The 13,427-nt window shown below is 71.2% G+C and carries 13 protein-coding genes and 2 pseudogenes; 8 read left to right on the plus strand and 7 right to left on the minus strand.

Annotation, left to right across the window (positions count from 1 at the left end):
- Positions 1 to 367: 367 nt before the first annotated feature.
- Positions 368 to 576: pseudogene (locus ACZ5XS_RS10550) on the plus strand (nickel-binding protein).
- Between the two features lie 111 nt (positions 577 to 687).
- Here ACZ5XS_RS10550 and ACZ5XS_RS10555 read toward each other — a convergent pair.
- The 3 genes from ACZ5XS_RS10555 to ACZ5XS_RS10565 all read right to left on the minus strand — a co-directional run bounded on the left by ACZ5XS_RS10555 (position 688) and on the right by ACZ5XS_RS10565 (position 3,761).
- Positions 688 to 1,095 carry an NUDIX hydrolase gene (locus ACZ5XS_RS10555; RefSeq protein WP_468649785.1) on the minus strand — a complete coding sequence of 136 codons (408 nt, stop codon included), beginning with the start codon at positions 1,093 to 1,095 and terminating at the stop codon, positions 688 to 690.
- Between the two features lie 327 nt (positions 1,096 to 1,422).
- Positions 1,423 to 2,184 carry a phosphoglyceromutase gene (locus ACZ5XS_RS10560; RefSeq protein WP_468649788.1) on the minus strand — a complete coding sequence of 254 codons (762 nt, stop codon included), beginning with the start codon at positions 2,182 to 2,184 and terminating at the stop codon, positions 1,423 to 1,425.
- A 260-nt stretch (positions 2,185 to 2,444) separates the two neighbouring features.
- The gene (locus ACZ5XS_RS10565; RefSeq protein ID WP_468649790.1) at positions 2,445 to 3,761 is read right to left on the minus strand and encodes an RNA-guided endonuclease InsQ/TnpB family protein; all 1,317 of its coding nucleotides are present in this window, start codon (positions 3,759 to 3,761) and stop codon (positions 2,445 to 2,447) included.
- Between the two features lie 17 nt (positions 3,762 to 3,778).
- Here ACZ5XS_RS10565 and ACZ5XS_RS10570 point away from each other — a divergent pair, with 17 nt between their 5' ends.
- Positions 3,779 to 3,928: an Arc family DNA-binding protein gene (locus tag ACZ5XS_RS10570; RefSeq protein WP_468649792.1), complete on the plus strand. Its 150-nt coding sequence runs from the start codon at positions 3,779 to 3,781 to the stop codon at positions 3,926 to 3,928.
- An 89-nt stretch (positions 3,929 to 4,017) separates the two neighbouring features.
- Positions 4,018 to 5,205: pseudogene (locus tag ACZ5XS_RS10575) on the plus strand (MDR family MFS transporter); the annotation flags it as partial.
- Between the two features lie 63 nt (positions 5,206 to 5,268).
- On the opposite strand, the gene ACZ5XS_RS10580 reads toward ACZ5XS_RS10575, so the two are convergent.
- The gene (locus ACZ5XS_RS10580) at positions 5,269 to 5,694 is read right to left on the minus strand and encodes a DUF2000 family protein (RefSeq protein WP_468649794.1); all 426 of its coding nucleotides are present in this window, start codon (positions 5,692 to 5,694) and stop codon (positions 5,269 to 5,271) included.
- A gap of 49 nt (positions 5,695 to 5,743) precedes the next feature.
- On the opposite strand from ACZ5XS_RS10580, the gene ACZ5XS_RS10585 reads away from it, so the two are divergent.
- Positions 5,744 to 6,571, plus strand: a complete 828-nt coding sequence (locus tag ACZ5XS_RS10585; protein WP_468649796.1) for a helix-turn-helix domain-containing protein — start codon at positions 5,744 to 5,746, stop codon at positions 6,569 to 6,571.
- Here ACZ5XS_RS10585 and ACZ5XS_RS10590 read toward each other — a convergent pair.
- Complete coding sequence (locus ACZ5XS_RS10590) at positions 6,564 to 6,788, minus strand: hypothetical protein (RefSeq protein WP_468649798.1); 225 nt, start codon at positions 6,786 to 6,788, stop codon at positions 6,564 to 6,566. The genes ACZ5XS_RS10585 and ACZ5XS_RS10590 overlap by 8 nt on opposite strands.
- Here ACZ5XS_RS10590 and ACZ5XS_RS10595 point away from each other — a divergent pair.
- Positions 6,787 to 7,347 carry a hypothetical protein gene (locus tag ACZ5XS_RS10595; protein ID WP_468649800.1) on the plus strand — a complete coding sequence of 187 codons (561 nt, stop codon included), beginning with the start codon at positions 6,787 to 6,789 and terminating at the stop codon, positions 7,345 to 7,347. The two genes, ACZ5XS_RS10590 and ACZ5XS_RS10595, sit on opposite strands and share 2 nt — an antisense overlap.
- 31 nt (positions 7,348 to 7,378) lie before the next feature.
- Here ACZ5XS_RS10595 and ACZ5XS_RS10600 read toward each other — a convergent pair whose 3' ends face one another.
- Entirely contained in the window at positions 7,379 to 7,888 is a 510-nt protein-coding gene (locus ACZ5XS_RS10600; RefSeq protein WP_468649802.1) for a type III secretion system chaperone family protein, read from the minus strand.
- Positions 7,881 to 9,218 (minus strand): D-inositol-3-phosphate glycosyltransferase, encoded by a 1,338-nt coding sequence (gene mshA / locus ACZ5XS_RS10605; RefSeq protein ID WP_468649804.1) that lies wholly within the window; start codon positions 9,216 to 9,218, stop codon positions 7,881 to 7,883. Before mshA ends, ACZ5XS_RS10600 begins: the two co-directional genes overlap by 8 nt.
- Positions 9,219 to 9,431: 213 nt before the next feature.
- Between mshA and ACZ5XS_RS10610 the strand changes: the two genes are divergently transcribed.
- The 3 genes from ACZ5XS_RS10610 (at position 9,432) to ACZ5XS_RS10620 (ending at position 13,388) form a co-directional block, all read left to right on the plus strand.
- Positions 9,432 to 10,244, plus strand: a complete 813-nt coding sequence (locus ACZ5XS_RS10610; protein WP_468649806.1) for a class I SAM-dependent methyltransferase — start codon at positions 9,432 to 9,434, stop codon at positions 10,242 to 10,244.
- Positions 10,245 to 10,536: 292 nt separating this feature from the next.
- Positions 10,537 to 11,610, plus strand: a complete 1,074-nt coding sequence (locus ACZ5XS_RS10615; RefSeq protein ID WP_468649808.1) for a C40 family peptidase — start codon at positions 10,537 to 10,539, stop codon at positions 11,608 to 11,610.
- A 389-nt stretch (positions 11,611 to 11,999) separates the two neighbouring features.
- Positions 12,000 to 13,388, plus strand: a complete 1,389-nt coding sequence (locus ACZ5XS_RS10620) for a PP2C family protein-serine/threonine phosphatase (RefSeq protein ID WP_468649810.1) — start codon at positions 12,000 to 12,002, stop codon at positions 13,386 to 13,388.
- Positions 13,389 to 13,427: the final 39 nt, after the last annotated feature.

The following is a 13,427-nucleotide window of genomic DNA, read 5'->3' on the forward strand; positions in this document are numbered from 1 at the left end:
GGAACGGGCATCCAATGGGCACAGGCACAGCCTTGAGGAGGGACCATGACCGAATCCCCCAGCACGCCCGGTACCGCACCCGACCCCACGCGGGAACGCCCGACCGAACAGCCCGCCGAGATCAGGAACCTGACCTTGATAGCCGCGTGCGGCTGCGGGTCGGGGTGCGGATGCGGGTGCCAGTCGGGGAACCCGTGCCAGTGCGGGTGACGGCGGGGTAGGGCACGGAGCGTTCCGTACGGCTTGGTTTCGTACGACGGTGAAGGGTTCCGGCGCGTGTGCCGGGGCCCTTCACCGCTGTCGGACGCCGGACGCCGGATGCACGCCGACGGTCGGCCAGGCCATGAGGGGGCACGGGTAGCCCGGACTGCCACCCGATCAACCGAGGCAGGCGCATGACGCAGACCTCGCCATAGAAAAGGAGGAGGGCGTGCACTTCGAGCGGCCTGGGCCGACCCCGAGTCCGGCACCGTGTACTGCCTCTCCGAGGCCCCCGACGCCGACGCGGTCCAGCGCGTCCACGAGCGGGCGGGCCACAAGGCGGACGAGATTCACCGGCTGCCGCTGTCGATCTGAGGCGCGGCGGGGAGGAGTCTGGTCGGCTGGTCAGTCGGCCATCGTCGGTTGTTTCGCTCGGCTGCCGTCGTGGCGGTTGCTGTACCCCGTCGCTGCGCGGCGGTCACGGGATCAGGAAAGCCGCCCGGCCTCGTGCAGCGCGTCGAAGGCCATCTCGTCGACGGCCGAGACTCGGTCCCGGTCGGCGTAGCGGAACCATGCCTTCTCGGCGATCTCCCTCGCCGGGGTCAGTTCACCGCGGTGATCGGCGGTGTAACAGATCATCCGGAAGGGGCCGTGATCCGGATGTCCCTCGCCGATCTCGAACGTGCCGAAGTGCACCATGGAAGCCGGGTCGATCGCCGCCCGCAGTTCCTCGTCGATCTCCCGGACCAGGGTCTCGCCGTCGGACTCGCCCGGCTCACGATGACCGCCCGGGAAGTAGAAGCGATCTCTGCCGTGACTACGCGTCACCAACACCCGCTCGTCCCGGACCAGGATCCACGCCACCTTCTCCGGCACACCGTTGCCATTCGCCATGGCTCTGGACCGTATCGGAGGGCATCGTCTGCGTCAGCTCCGTAGCTGAGTGACGACGCTCCCGGAGCCAACGAGCCGGCGAACCAGATGCAGGAAGCACGCTCAGCCCTCTCCAGCTCCGGCAGGAAATCGCCGGATCGTAGTGCCCATCGGATCAGTGGGCGGGCCAGAGGGAGATGCCTGCAGTGTGGAGTCCGGCCAGGTGACGCGCCCAGGGGCACCCGATCCGGCGACGGGCGGCACCGCCACGTGCACTACGACAACCGGTGCAGAAACAAGCCCCCTTCCTGCGAGAAAACCGCAGGTAGGGGGCTTCTTCAGCTCGGCTTACTTCTTCTTGCCCTGATTCTTGACCGCCTCGATCGCCGCCGCGGCCGCGTCGGGGTCCAGGTACGTGCCGCCGGGCTTCAGTGGTGTGAAGTCCGCGTCGAGTTCGTAGGACAGCGGGATGCCGGTCGGGATGTTCAGGCCCGCGATGTCGGCGTCGGAGACGCCGTCGAGGTGCTTGACGAGGGCGCGGAGGCTGTTGCCGTGGGCCGCCACCAGGACCGTGCGGCCGGTGAGGAGGTCGGGGACGATGTCGTCGAACCAGTACGGGAGCATGCGGACGACGACGTCCTTGAGGCATTCCGTCCGGGGGCGCAGCTCCGGCGGGAGGGTCGCGTAGCGCGGGTCGTCGAACTGCGAGTACTCGGCGTCGCGGTCCAGCGGCGGCGGAGGCGTGTCGTAGGAGCGGCGCCACAGCATGAACTGCTCCTCGCCGAACTCGGCGAGGGTCTGGGCCTTGTCCTTGCCCTGGAGGGCGCCGTAGTGGCGCTCGTTCAGGCGCCAGGAGCGGTGTACGGGGATCCAGAGGCGGTCCGCGGACTCCAGCGCGAGCTGGGCCGTGCGGATCGCTCGCTTCTGGAGCGAGGTGTGCACCACGTCGGGCAGCAGGCCGGCGTCCTTGAGCAGCTCACCGCCGCGGACTGCCTCCTTCTCGCCCTTCTCGTTGAGGTTGACGTCCACCCAGCCGGTGAACAGGTTCTTCGCGTTCCATTCGCTCTCGCCGTGGCGGAGGAGGATCAGCTTGTACGGTGCGTCGGCCATGCGTATGAGCGTAATCCAAGGGGTCGATGCCTTGTGCGCCCGCTCGGCAGGCGGACGGTTGACGGGATCTGTTAATTGGGTGGCCTGCGACGACAGCGGAATCGTAATGTGTGCTCGCCGTCTGAGCCACTTACAAGTCGCTTGCACCCGTCGCATCCGTGGGGGATCCGCCATGTCCGTCGCCGCCCTGAGACGTGCCACCCGCGAGACCGTTTTTGGCCTCCCCGGCGAGTTCTGGTGGCTTTGACATCCTCCCCCTCTTAAAAGAGGGGGATTCCAACCGATTCAGGCTGAGGTTCACGGACGTTCGACCGCTGTGTGGGCGGCGCCGTCCCTCCGGCACCGGCTGTTCGCCGGGGGCGGGGGATCCCGCCCTGTCCTGCCGCGACGTTGATACTCGCGTTGGTGTCCGCGTTGCAGGCGAAGCCGCAGGAGGAACAGACGAACTCGGCTTGGCTCTTGCGCGAGTTCTTGTCGATCCATCCGCAGGCACTGCACCGCAGGCTCGTGTACGGGGCGGGGACGTCTTCGACCCGGCCGGTGGCCTTGTGCTCGGTGCGCTGGCGCAGCAGGCCCCACCCTTGGGCGAGGATCGCCCGGTTCAGTCCGGCCTTGGCCGCGCGGCCGTTCCTGAGGTACTGGCCGGGCTGGTCGGGGTCGGGCTTGGCCTTTGCCCTGGCGGTCATGTTCTTGATGTTCAACTTCTCGAACCGCACCAGGTCGTAGGTGCGGGCGAGCATGGTGCTGGTCTTCTCGCACCAGTCCTTGCGCCGGTCGGCTTCGCGGGCCTTGAGGCGGGCGACCTTGGCGTACTCGGCGCTCTGGCGGTCGCTGCCCTTGGGTGCGCGAGCGGCGCGGCGTTGGTGCTTGCGGATCTGCGCGCGCTCTTTGGTGGTGAGCTGGGGGCAGTTGAGGGTGCGGCCGTCGGAGAGGGCGGCCGTGATGGTCACGCCCCGGTCGATGCCGATGACCTCGCCCGTGGCGGGCGCGTCGATGGAGTTGGGGATGACAGTGAACGCCGCGTGCCAATGCCCGTTGCGGAAGGTGACTCGGAACGTCTTCGCCACAGGCAGCTCCGGGCGGGTGAGGCGGAAGCGGACCCAGCCGCAGCCGGGCACCTTGACGTGCGCCCATCGCTTGTTGAGCTTCTGTACCACGACGGAGCGGCCCATGACCTGCTTGCCGGTCTTCGCGTTCAGCTTCGGCGTGCCGTCCTCGTTGCACTCGGGTGTGCGGTCGGTGCCGATGACCCGGAAGCCCTCGTGCCGGAACTTCTTGCGCCAGGTCGGCTCGCCGAACCCTGAGGTGAAGCGGGCGTTCTTGGCCTTGGCGAAGTCCTTCAGGGCCTGCTGCTGCACGTCAGCGTTCCCGGCACAGAGCCATTCGTTGTCGCGTCGGGCTTCGGCGAGCTGACGGCACTGCTCGACAAAGCCCGGTGCAGACTTGCGCCACCTGCGCCAGTGCGAGTGCTGCTCGACGGCGAGGTTCCAGACGTACCGGGCGTGCGCAGTGCAAGAGCAGCTGCTCTTCCTGCTCGCGCGTCGGGTACATCCGGAAACGTGACATGCCGCCATCATAGTGGCATGATGGCGGCATGATCAAAGTTACAGTTCGCATCCCCGATGAGCTTCACGCCCGACTGGTCTCGCAAGCAGAGACCGACCGGCGGTCCCTCAACTCCGAGATACTGCATCTGCTTGAGGTCGCCCTCACCGCCGTGGACGGCGACGACCAATCGCCCTGAAGGCGATTGCTCCATCCCATGCCCCGCTAGGCGGAAACGGGCATTCACCCCGGCCCTGAAGGACCGGGCACCCTGCCCGGCAAGATCGGTGGACCAGCACGCTCGTCAACCGGCTCGGTGCGTTCGTGGCCACGTTCATGGCCCTCTATCTCACGCTCGACCGTGGGTACTCCGCCTCGTACGCCGGGCTCGTCGCCTCGCTGCACGGCCTGGGCGGGGTCGTTTCCTCGCTCGTCGGCGGGGTGATGGCGGACCGGATCGGGCGGCGGCCCACGCTTCTCGTCGCCCAGGCGTCCACCGCGGTCTTCGTCGCCCTGCTGGGGTTCGTGCATCATCCCCTCGCGATCGCCGGCGTCGCCTTCCTCGTCGGGATGGCCTCCAACGCCTCGCGGCCGGCCGTGCAGGCGATGATGGCGGACATCGTGCGGCCCGAGGACCGGGTGCGGGCCTTCTCGCTCAACTACTGGGCCATCAACCTCGGGTTCGCCGTCTCCTCCATGGGCGCCGGTTTCATCGCCGAGGTCAGCTACCGCGCGGGCTTCCTCATCGAGGCGGGGATGACGGCCGTCTGCGCGGTCCTGGTGTTCCTGAGGCTTCCGGAGTCGCGGCCCACCGTGCACAAGTCCGAGGAGACCAAGAACGACGAGGTCGGCCTCGGCACCGTCCTGCGCGACGGGCGCTTCATGAGTGTCGTCGGGCTGTCCTTCCTCGTCGCGCTGATCTTCCAGCAGGGCGCGGTCGGCCTTCCGGTGGCCATGGGAGAGGCCGGGTTCACGCCCGCCGACTACGGACTGGCGATCGCGGTCAACGGCGTGCTGATCGTCGTGCTGCAGATCCCCGTCACCCGGTTCATCGAACACCGGGACGCCAAGCGGCTGCTGGTCGTCTCGTCGCTGCTGGCCGGGTACGGCTTCGGGCTGACCGCCTTCGCCGGGTCGATCGGCGTCTTCGCCCTCACGGTGTGCGTGTGGACCCTGAGAGAGATGATCAACGCGCCGACGCAGACGGGACTGGTCGTCCGGTTGTCGCCGGCCCACGGCCGTGGGCGCTACCAGGGCATGTACACCCTGTCCTGGGCCCTCGCGGCCCTGATCGCCCCCGTGATGTCCGGCGTCGTCATCGACCACTTCGGCGCCGATTGGCTGTGGGGGCTGTGCGCGGTCGTCGGGACGGTCGCCGCGGTGGGGTTCGGGACCTTGATGCGGCGGCTGCCGGCGGAGCAGCCGGCCCTCGTCGACGTGCCGGGTGCGGCGAAGCCCGAGGTCAGTTCGGCCTGAGGCCTGCGGGCGCAAGGTGACAAGGCTTCGTCGCCGGGCACGGCGCCGGCACCATGGGCGTCCTCACGGATGCATCCGCGCCCCCTTCACCACCTTGTCGACCGCGTTGCGCGGCCCGTACACGGCCAGTCCGACCAGATCCAGGTCGCCCGTCGGCACCGCCCGTACGGCGGCCCGGTTGTCCCGGTCGTTCCCCGTCGAGAAGAGGTCGGACGTGAACAGGGACCTCGGCAGCGCGCGGGACAGCACGCGCGCGTGGGCCGCTGTCAGCGTCTCCTTCGCGGCCTCGAAGACCATGACCGGCTGGCGGAACATCGGCAGATAGGGCACACCGTCGGCGTCCTCGTACGGCTCGCCGATCACTTCGGGGACCTGTGTGCCCAGGCCGCTGACCAGGAAGGCGGTCACGTTCAGGCGCTGCCAGGGCTCCAGGTCCTCCCGCAGCAGGACGGCGATCTTGGTGTCGAATCGGATGGGTTCAGTGCTCATGCGGCGAGACTGCCGTCCGCCCCACGACACGGTCTTGTACGTTCTTTGCATGCCCGCTCGGCGTGATGTGTCCGCCTGGCGCCCGACCGTCCCGGGCGTCGTGGAGGTCTTCCACGCCCATTTCACGGAGTACGCCTATCCGATGCACGTCCACGACGCGTGGACGCTGCTCATCGTGGACGACGGTGCCGTGCGGTACGACCTCGACCGGCACGAGCACGGGACCCCGCACGACACGGTGTCCCTCTTGCCGCCGCACGTGCCGCACAACGGCTCCCCGGCGACCCCGGAGGGCTTCCGCAAGCGGGTGCTCTACCTGGACGGCACCCATCTCCCCGACGACCTCATCGGTGCCGCCGTCGACGGGCCCGGTCTGCGGGACCCCGTACTGCGGCGGCGGGTCGGGCAGGTGCACGCCGCGCTCGCCCGGCCCGGGGACGAGCTGGAGGCGGAGAGCAGGCTGACGCTGGTCGGCGAACGGCTGCGGACGCGACTGCGGCCGAGTGCCGCCGCGCCCGTGCCGCGCCGCGATCCGCTCGTCGCCCGGCGGCTGCGCGAGCTGCTCGACGAACGGGTCGTCGAGGGGCTCGCGCTCGGCGAGGCCGCGCAGCTCGTCCAGGCTCACCCCGCCCATCTCGTACGGGCGTTCAGTGGCGCGTACGGCATCGCGCCGCACCAGTACCTGAACGCCCGTCGCGTCGACCGGGCCCGCCACCTGCTGCTCGCGGGGCGCGGGCCGGCCGACGTCGCCGCCGTCACCGGGTTTCACGACCAGGCTCATCTCACCCGCCACTTCAAGAAGTTGGTGGGGGTGACGCCGGGGCGCTACCGGAGCAGCGGGGGCCGGGAAGGCCGTACGAGACCCGATGTCACCTGATGTCGACGTAGTCGCCGGCCGCCGTCGCGCCGCCCGTGGTGGAGGTCTCGCCGAAGGTCCAGCGCCAGTAGCCGTCGGTGGCCGCGGTGACCGTGGTCTTCAGGGCGCCGGCGGAGTTCAGGCTGCGGCAGGCTAACAGCGGATGTGCGGAAGTTCGTTCGAGGGATCGGCGGAAGCCGTCCGTCCTGTGGCCGTCGCCGATTAGCGTCACCTCCATGGAAAACCCACAGAACCCACAGAACCCGCGGAACGCCCAGGACGGCCAGGACGCCCAGGACGGCCAGGTCGGCCAGGACGCCCAGGGGCCACGGGACTCGCGCTCTTTGTCCATGCCCCGCGCCTTACGGGCCGGCCGGCTGTCGACCGCCGTCGCGGGAGCCGCGGCCCTGGTCGCCCTCAGCGTCGGCGTCGCCCTCGCGGCGAGTTCGGAGGACGCCCCCACCCCCACCCCGACCTCGGAGTACAGCGACGCGCCGGTCGAGGACACCACGGGAGGCGGCACGATCGGCGGAGGCTCGACGGGAGGCGGCTCGGCCGACGGCGGCACGACCGGCGGTGTCGATCCGGTCCCGAGTACGCCGCAGTCGACCACCTCCCCGCTACCGACGGAGGTGCCCTCCGACCCTCCGGCCACTCCCTCCGCCCCGGCCGACCTGGAAGAACTCAACCGGCGGATCGCGGAACTCGACCAGAAGGTCGATCAGCTGCCCACCAAGCGGGAACTGGCCGACGCGCTGCGGGCCTTCGCCGACCAGCTCGACAAGCCCGAGGACTGACGAGCCCGAGGACCAGGACACCCTCCCGGGGTCAGTCGGCCTGCCGCCGCGTCAGGTGTGCGAACGCGTCCAGGTTGCGGGTCGGCTCGCCCCGGGACACCCGCCACTCGTACTCCTTGCGGATGGCGCTCGCGAAGCCGAGTTCCAGGAGGGTGTTGAAGCTGCCGTCGGCCGCTTCCAACACCTGGCCGAGGATGCGGTCGATCTCGTCGGCGGTGACCGCGGGCAGGGGCAGTTTGCCGGTGACGTAGACGTCGCCGAGGGGGTCGACGGCGTAACTCACGCCGTACAGCTTGAGGTTGCGTTCGAGGAGCCAGCGGTGGACGCCGGACTCGTTCTCGTCGGGGTGACGGATGACGAAGGCGTTCAGTGAGAGGGAGTGCCGGCCCACCAGCAGGGACACCGTCGTCGACAGCTTGCGGGTGCCGGGGAGCTTCACCACGAAGTTGCCGGGTGCGGGGCTCTCCCATTCGAGTTCGGCGTCCTTCAGCACGCCCTCGATGACCTGCGCTGCCTGCGCTGCCTTCTGTGCGTCAGCCATGGTGGGAGCGTACGCGACGCCGATAGGCCACGGCCGCGGCCGTGTAGACGTCCGCCGTCGCGGCGGCCGCGGTGTCCCAGCCGAAGGACTGGGCGTGCCGGGCGGCGGCCTCGCCCATCCGGGGGGTCAGGTGCGGGTCGTCGGCGAAGCCGGCCAGCACGCGCGCGTAGTCGGCGGGGTTGTGACCTCGTACGAGGATCCCCGTCCGTCCGTCGTCCACGGCCACCGGCAGCCCGCCGACCGCGGCGGCGATCACCGGCGTGCCGGCCGCCTGGGCCTCTATGGCGACCAGGCCGAAGGACTCGCTGTAGGACGGCATCACGAGGACGGACGCGGCCCGGAACCAGTCGGCGAGCTGCTCCTGGCCGACGGGCGGGTGGAACCGTACGACGTCGGCGATGCCCAGGCGCGCGGCCAGCTTCTGCAGTCCCTCGGGCTTGGCGAGGCCGCTGCCGCTGAGGCCGCCGACGACGGGCACGAGGAGGCGGGAGCGCAGGTCGGGGCGCTCGTCCAGCAGCACGGCCACCGCACGCAGGAGCACGTCCGGCGCCTTGAGGGGCTGGATGCGGCCCGCGAAGAGGGGGATCAGGGCGTCCTGCGGGAGGTCGAGGCGGGCGCGCGCGGCGGCGCGGCCGTCGGCGGGGCGGAAGCGGTCGAGGTTCACGCCCGGGTGGACGACGGCGACCTTGTCGCGCTCGGCCGCGTAGTGCCGTACGAGCTGCTCGGCCTCCTCGGCCGTGTTCGCGATCAGGCGGTCGGCGGCGGCGACGATCTGGGTCTCGCCGATCACACGGGCGGCGGGTTCGGGGGTGTCGCCGTCGGCCAGGTTGGCGTTCTTGACCTTGGCCATGGTGTGCATGGAGTGCACCAGGGGGGCGCCCCAGCGCTGGGCGGCGAGCCAGCCGACGTGGCCGGAGAGCCAGTAGTGGGAGTGGACGAGGTCGTAGTGGCCGGGGCGGTGACCGGCCCACGCCTGCATCACACCGTGCGTGAAGGCACAGAGCTGGGCGGGGAGCTCCTCCTTGGCGAGGCCCTCGTAGGGGCCGGCGTCGATGTGCCGGACCAGGACGCCCGGAGCGAGCTCGACGGTCGGCGGCAGGGCGGCGGTCGTGGACCGCGTGAAGATCTCCACCTCGATGTTGATCGCGGCGAGGCGCTGCGCGAGTTCCACCATGTACACGTTCATGCCGCCCGCGTCCCCGGTGCCCGGCTGGTGGAGCGGTGAGGTGTGCACGGAGAGCATGGCGACCCGGCGGGGCCTGCGGTGCAGGCGGAGCCGGGAGGGTGCGGCCGACGAGCGCCGCCCGAGCCTGGTGACGTACTGGCTCACGGGGCGTTCCTCCTCGCTGCGGGCATGGCTGGCGGAGGGTGTGGGGCGCCCTCCAAGGTGATGCAACGCCGGAGGAGGCCGCTCCATTTCCGCCGGGCCGGGATTTGCCGAATCATTACCGGAGATCGCTCAACCGTTCGAGGTCGAGCTGCGTGGCGCCGTCCAGGGGTGCTTGCCGTCCACCGCTCCGAGTGCCCGCATACCCTCCTACGTATGACTCCCCGCGCCGCCACCCGCCCCGTGGGCACGGTGACGCGCGGGACGACCAATCCGAACCGGCTGCGGCGCATGGACCGCTGGATCGCCGCGGCGTACGGCGCCGAGCTGCGCAGGGCGGCGGATCCCGTCGCCGTGGACCTCGGTTACGGCGCCGCTCCCTGGACGGCCGTGGAACTGCTGCACCGCCTCCGTACGGTCGCGCCACACGCGCGCGTGGTGGGCGTCGAGATCGAACCGGCGCGGGTCGCGGCGGCGAAGCCGTACGAGCGCGACGGGCTGGTCTTCCGGCACGGCGGCTTCGAGATCCCGCTCCCCGGGCGGCTCCACCTCGTCCGTGCGGCCAACGTCCTGCGGCAGTACGACGAGGCCGAGGTGGCCGCCGTGTGGGAGCGGCTGCGTTCCCGCCTCGCCCCCGCGACCGGCGCCTCCCGCGGCGGGCTGCTCGTCGAGGGGACCTGCGACGAGATCGGACGCCGGCACGTGTGGGTCGCGCTCGGCCCCGAGGGGCCGCGGACGGTCACCTTCGCGACCCGGCTGGGCTCGCTGGAGCGGCCCTCGGACCTCGCCGAGCGGCTGCCGAAGGCGCTCATCCACCGCAATGTGCCGGGCGAGCCGGTACACGCCTTCCTGCGCGACTTCGACCGCGCGTGGGCCGCTGCCGCGCCCTACGCGTCGTACGGCGCCCGCCAGCGGTGGATCCGGGCCGTACGGGACCTCGGCGCCGACTGGCCGGTGACGGACGGGCCGGCGCGGTGGCGACAGGGGGAAGTGACGGTGGCGTGGGGGGCGTTGGCACCGCGGGCGTGAGCCCCCTGGCATCCCTGCACTGCCCGCCGCGCTCCCGGCCCTCCTCCATCCGCCCGCCGCGCTCCCGGCCGCCCTCCACCCGCCCCCCGCAGTCCCGTTGCCGGGAACGATCTCGGTGAGTCGTTCGTCACACCGGTGGGGAGATCGTCATGCCGGGGGTGGAGGGGCGGAAAGGGGGGCAGCACTGACTCTGTCGTCGTCTGCGGCGACCTCTGTCGTTTCGCGCGGGTACGTGGCACGATCCCCCAGGCGTCCGTAAGTTACTGACGGTTAATCAGTTGGGGGCAGGGGTATGGGGACGGGCAAGCGTGGCCTGATCGCGTCGGGGGTGGCCGTGGTCTGCGCGGTCACCGTGCTGGCGGCACCGGGCACGGCGTTCGCGAGCCCGACACCGACACCGGGGGCGAGCGCGTCCTCGACACCCATGCCCACCAAGGACCTTGAGGCCGTACGCGAGAAGCTCGACAAGCTGTACCGCGAGGCGGCCGCCGCCACGGACGCGTACAACGCGGCCGAGGAGAAGGCGCAGAGGCAGTCCGCCGAACTCGTGGAGCTGGCGAAGAAAGTCGTCGAGGGCAAGGAAGAACTCCGCGAGTTGAAGGAGCGGGCCGGCGCCGCGGCCCGGGCCCAGTACCGCAGCGGCGGGCTGCCGGACGAGGCCCACCTGATGCTCAGCGACGACCCGCAGGACTTCCTCGACGGCGCGGGCCGGGTGCTCCGGGGCCAGCACGCCACCAAGGGACTGATCGCGGCGACGGCCCGCGCCCAGCAGGACTTGGAGCAGTACTCCCAGGACGCCTCGGCCCAGTGGAAGAAGCTGGAGGCGGGCCGCAAGGCCAAGGCCTCGGCCAAGAAGAGGATCGAGGAGCGGATCTCGGCGGCCGAGGACCTCGAGTCCCAGCTGGAGGAGAGCGAGAAGAAGCGCCTCGCCGAGCTGGAGAAGCAGGCCGCGCTCAAGGCACAGACCGCCTGGCTCGACTCCGGCGTCCTCGATGAGATCAGCGGCAAGGCGACCGAACAGAGCAAGAAGGCGGTGGAATACGCGACCGCGCAGATCGGCAAACCGTACGAATGGGGCGCCGAGGGCCCGAAGACGTACGACTGCTCCGGCCTGACCTCACAGGCCTGGGCCAGCGCCGGCAGCCCCATCCCGCGCACCTCGCAGCAGCAGTGGCAGCAGCTCACCCGGGTCGACGTCGAGGACATGCGCCCCGGCGACCTGGTCATCTACTTCGGCGACGCCAGCCATGTCGCCCTGTACGTGGGCGACGGCGCCATCGTCCACGCTCCACGACCGGGCCGCACGGTGACGCTCGCGGGGGCGGGGTCGATGCCGATACTCGGGGTGGTGCGGCCGGGGGCCTGAGGTGGGCGGGGCGCGGGACGCCGGGCGGCGTTCTCCGGGACGGGACGAACGGCGGTGTCTGCGGGCCGTGAGAGCCGCAGCCCGGTGGTCCGCGACCCGCAGCCCGGTGGTCCGCGACCCGCAGCCCGGTGGTCCGCGACCCGCACCACGTGACCTGGCCCACCCTCAACAGTCCGCCAAACCCCCCGCGGACGTGACGTTCGTCATCCCCGGTACGGTCCCGGCCTGTCCAACTGCGGTAGGGATCGCGGCATATGACAGCGGCGAGCGGCCACGCGGCGTGTCTCACGCCATTCCGTTGCGGTGCCGACTACCGCTATGGTCCCCGTCGGTAGGTCGAGGCCCCTCGCCCTGCGGTGCCCTCGGGGGGAGGGAAGGAACCCAAGACGATGCCCGTACCCGTACCGCGGCAGAGAGCGATCCCGGCCGTGGAGAGTGGTCAGGCGCAGGCCGCGTCCCCAGGCGGCGGCCCCTCCAAGGCAGAGGCGCCGCGCAAGGCGGAACCGACCGGGAACACGACGGCCGGGGCCACCGGCCGTACCGCTGCCACCCACACGAACGGCATGACCGGCGCAGCCGCCGCAGGCGACTCGCACGGCACCTCCGGCACGCCTCTCACCCTCCTGGTGATCGAGGACGACCCCGGCGGTTCCACCGTCGTGCCCGAGCTGCTGGACTCCGCCGGCAAGCCCATCCGCGTCCGCACGGCCCGCAACCTCACCGAGGCCGCGCGGCTGCTCACCGACGACGTCCACTGCATCCTGCTCGACCTCGCGCTGCCCGCGACCGGCCGCCCCGGCGACGACGACGAGCTCGCCGTGCTCAGGCACGTGCTGGAGATAGCGCCCCGGCACGCCGTCATCGCGCTCACCACGTCCGGCGACGCCGAGCGCGGCACCGAGGCGGTGCGCGTCGGCGCCCAGGACTATCTCTTCCGCGACGAGCTGGACAGCCGGCTGCTGAGCCGGGCGATCCGGTACGCGGTGGAGCGCAAGCGTTCCGACACGGCCGAGCGACGGCTCGCCGAGGGCCGGATGCGCGCGCAGGAGAACCGCCGTCTGGAACGCGGCCTGCTGCCCACCCCCCTGCTGGAGGGCTCCTCGCTCCGCTTCGCCGCCCGCTACCGCCCCGGCCGCTCCCGCGCCCTGCTCGGCGGCGACTTCTACGACACCGTCCGCACCCCGGACGGCACCGTCCACGCCATGATCGGCGACGTCTGCGGCCACGGCCCGGACGAGGCGGCGCTCGGCGTGGAGCTGCGCATCGCCTGGCGCGCCCTGACGCTGGCGGGCCTGTGCGGCGACCAGCTGCTCGGCACGCTCCAGCAGGTCCTGGAGCACGAGCGCTCCGACGAGGAGATCTTCGCGACGCTGTGCACGGTCGACATCGCGCCCGACGGCCGCCGCGCGGGCCTCTGCCTCGCCGGCCACCCGTCCCCGCTCGTCGCCCGCCCGGGCCGGCCGGCCCAACTGCTGCCGTACGACAACAACGGCCCCGCGCTCGGTCTGCTGCCGGGCGCCCGCTGGCCGCGGATGCAGGTGGAGCTGGGCGCCGAGTGGAGCCTGATGCTCTACACCGACGGTCTGATCGAGGGCCGCGTCGGTCAGAGCGGCGAAAGGCTCGGCCAGGGCGGCATGGTGAACATGGTCCGGCGCCAGCTCTCCGAGGGGCTGCGCGGCGAGCAGCTGCTGCGGGCGGCGGTGAACGAGGTCCGCGACCTCAACGGGGGCGAGCTGACGGACGACGTGGCGGTCGTGCTGCTGGACCGGGTGCCGTAGGGCCGCAGGCCACGCGCGGGGGCCGGACGCCGTACGAGG

This window comes from Streptomyces sp. NPDC033131 (genome assembly GCF_055578365.1).

Excerpts from the sequence above, each read along its gene's own strand:
- ACZ5XS_RS10570 (WP_468649792.1), top strand. The coding sequence starts at position 3,779 with ATGATCAAAGTTACAGTTCGCATCCCCGATGAGCTTCACGCCCGACTG.
- ACZ5XS_RS10595 (WP_468649800.1), top strand. The coding sequence starts at position 6,787 with ATGGAAAACCCACAGAACCCACAGAACCCGCGGAACGCCCAGGACGGC.
- ACZ5XS_RS10600 (WP_468649802.1), bottom strand. The coding sequence starts at position 7,888 with ATGGCTGACGCACAGAAGGCAGCGCAGGCAGCGCAGGTCATCGAGGGC.
- ACZ5XS_RS10590 (WP_468649798.1), bottom strand. The coding sequence starts at position 6,788 with ATGGAGGTGACGCTAATCGGCGACGGCCACAGGACGGACGGCTTCCGC.
- ACZ5XS_RS10610 (WP_468649806.1), top strand. The coding sequence starts at position 9,432 with ATGACTCCCCGCGCCGCCACCCGCCCCGTGGGCACGGTGACGCGCGGG.
- ACZ5XS_RS10560 (WP_468649788.1), bottom strand. The coding sequence starts at position 2,184 with ATGGCCGACGCACCGTACAAGCTGATCCTCCTCCGCCACGGCGAGAGC.
- ACZ5XS_RS10615 (WP_468649808.1), top strand. The coding sequence starts at position 10,537 with ATGGGGACGGGCAAGCGTGGCCTGATCGCGTCGGGGGTGGCCGTGGTC.
- ACZ5XS_RS10555 (WP_468649785.1), bottom strand. The coding sequence starts at position 1,095 with ATGGCGAATGGCAACGGTGTGCCGGAGAAGGTGGCGTGGATCCTGGTC.
- ACZ5XS_RS10565 (WP_468649790.1), bottom strand. The coding sequence starts at position 3,761 with ATGATGGCGGCATGTCACGTTTCCGGATGTACCCGACGCGCGAGCAGG.
- ACZ5XS_RS10620 (WP_468649810.1), top strand. The coding sequence starts at position 12,000 with ATGCCCGTACCCGTACCGCGGCAGAGAGCGATCCCGGCCGTGGAGAGT.
- ACZ5XS_RS10580 (WP_468649794.1), bottom strand. The coding sequence starts at position 5,694 with ATGAGCACTGAACCCATCCGATTCGACACCAAGATCGCCGTCCTGCTG.
- ACZ5XS_RS10585 (WP_468649796.1), top strand. The coding sequence starts at position 5,744 with ATGCCCGCTCGGCGTGATGTGTCCGCCTGGCGCCCGACCGTCCCGGGC.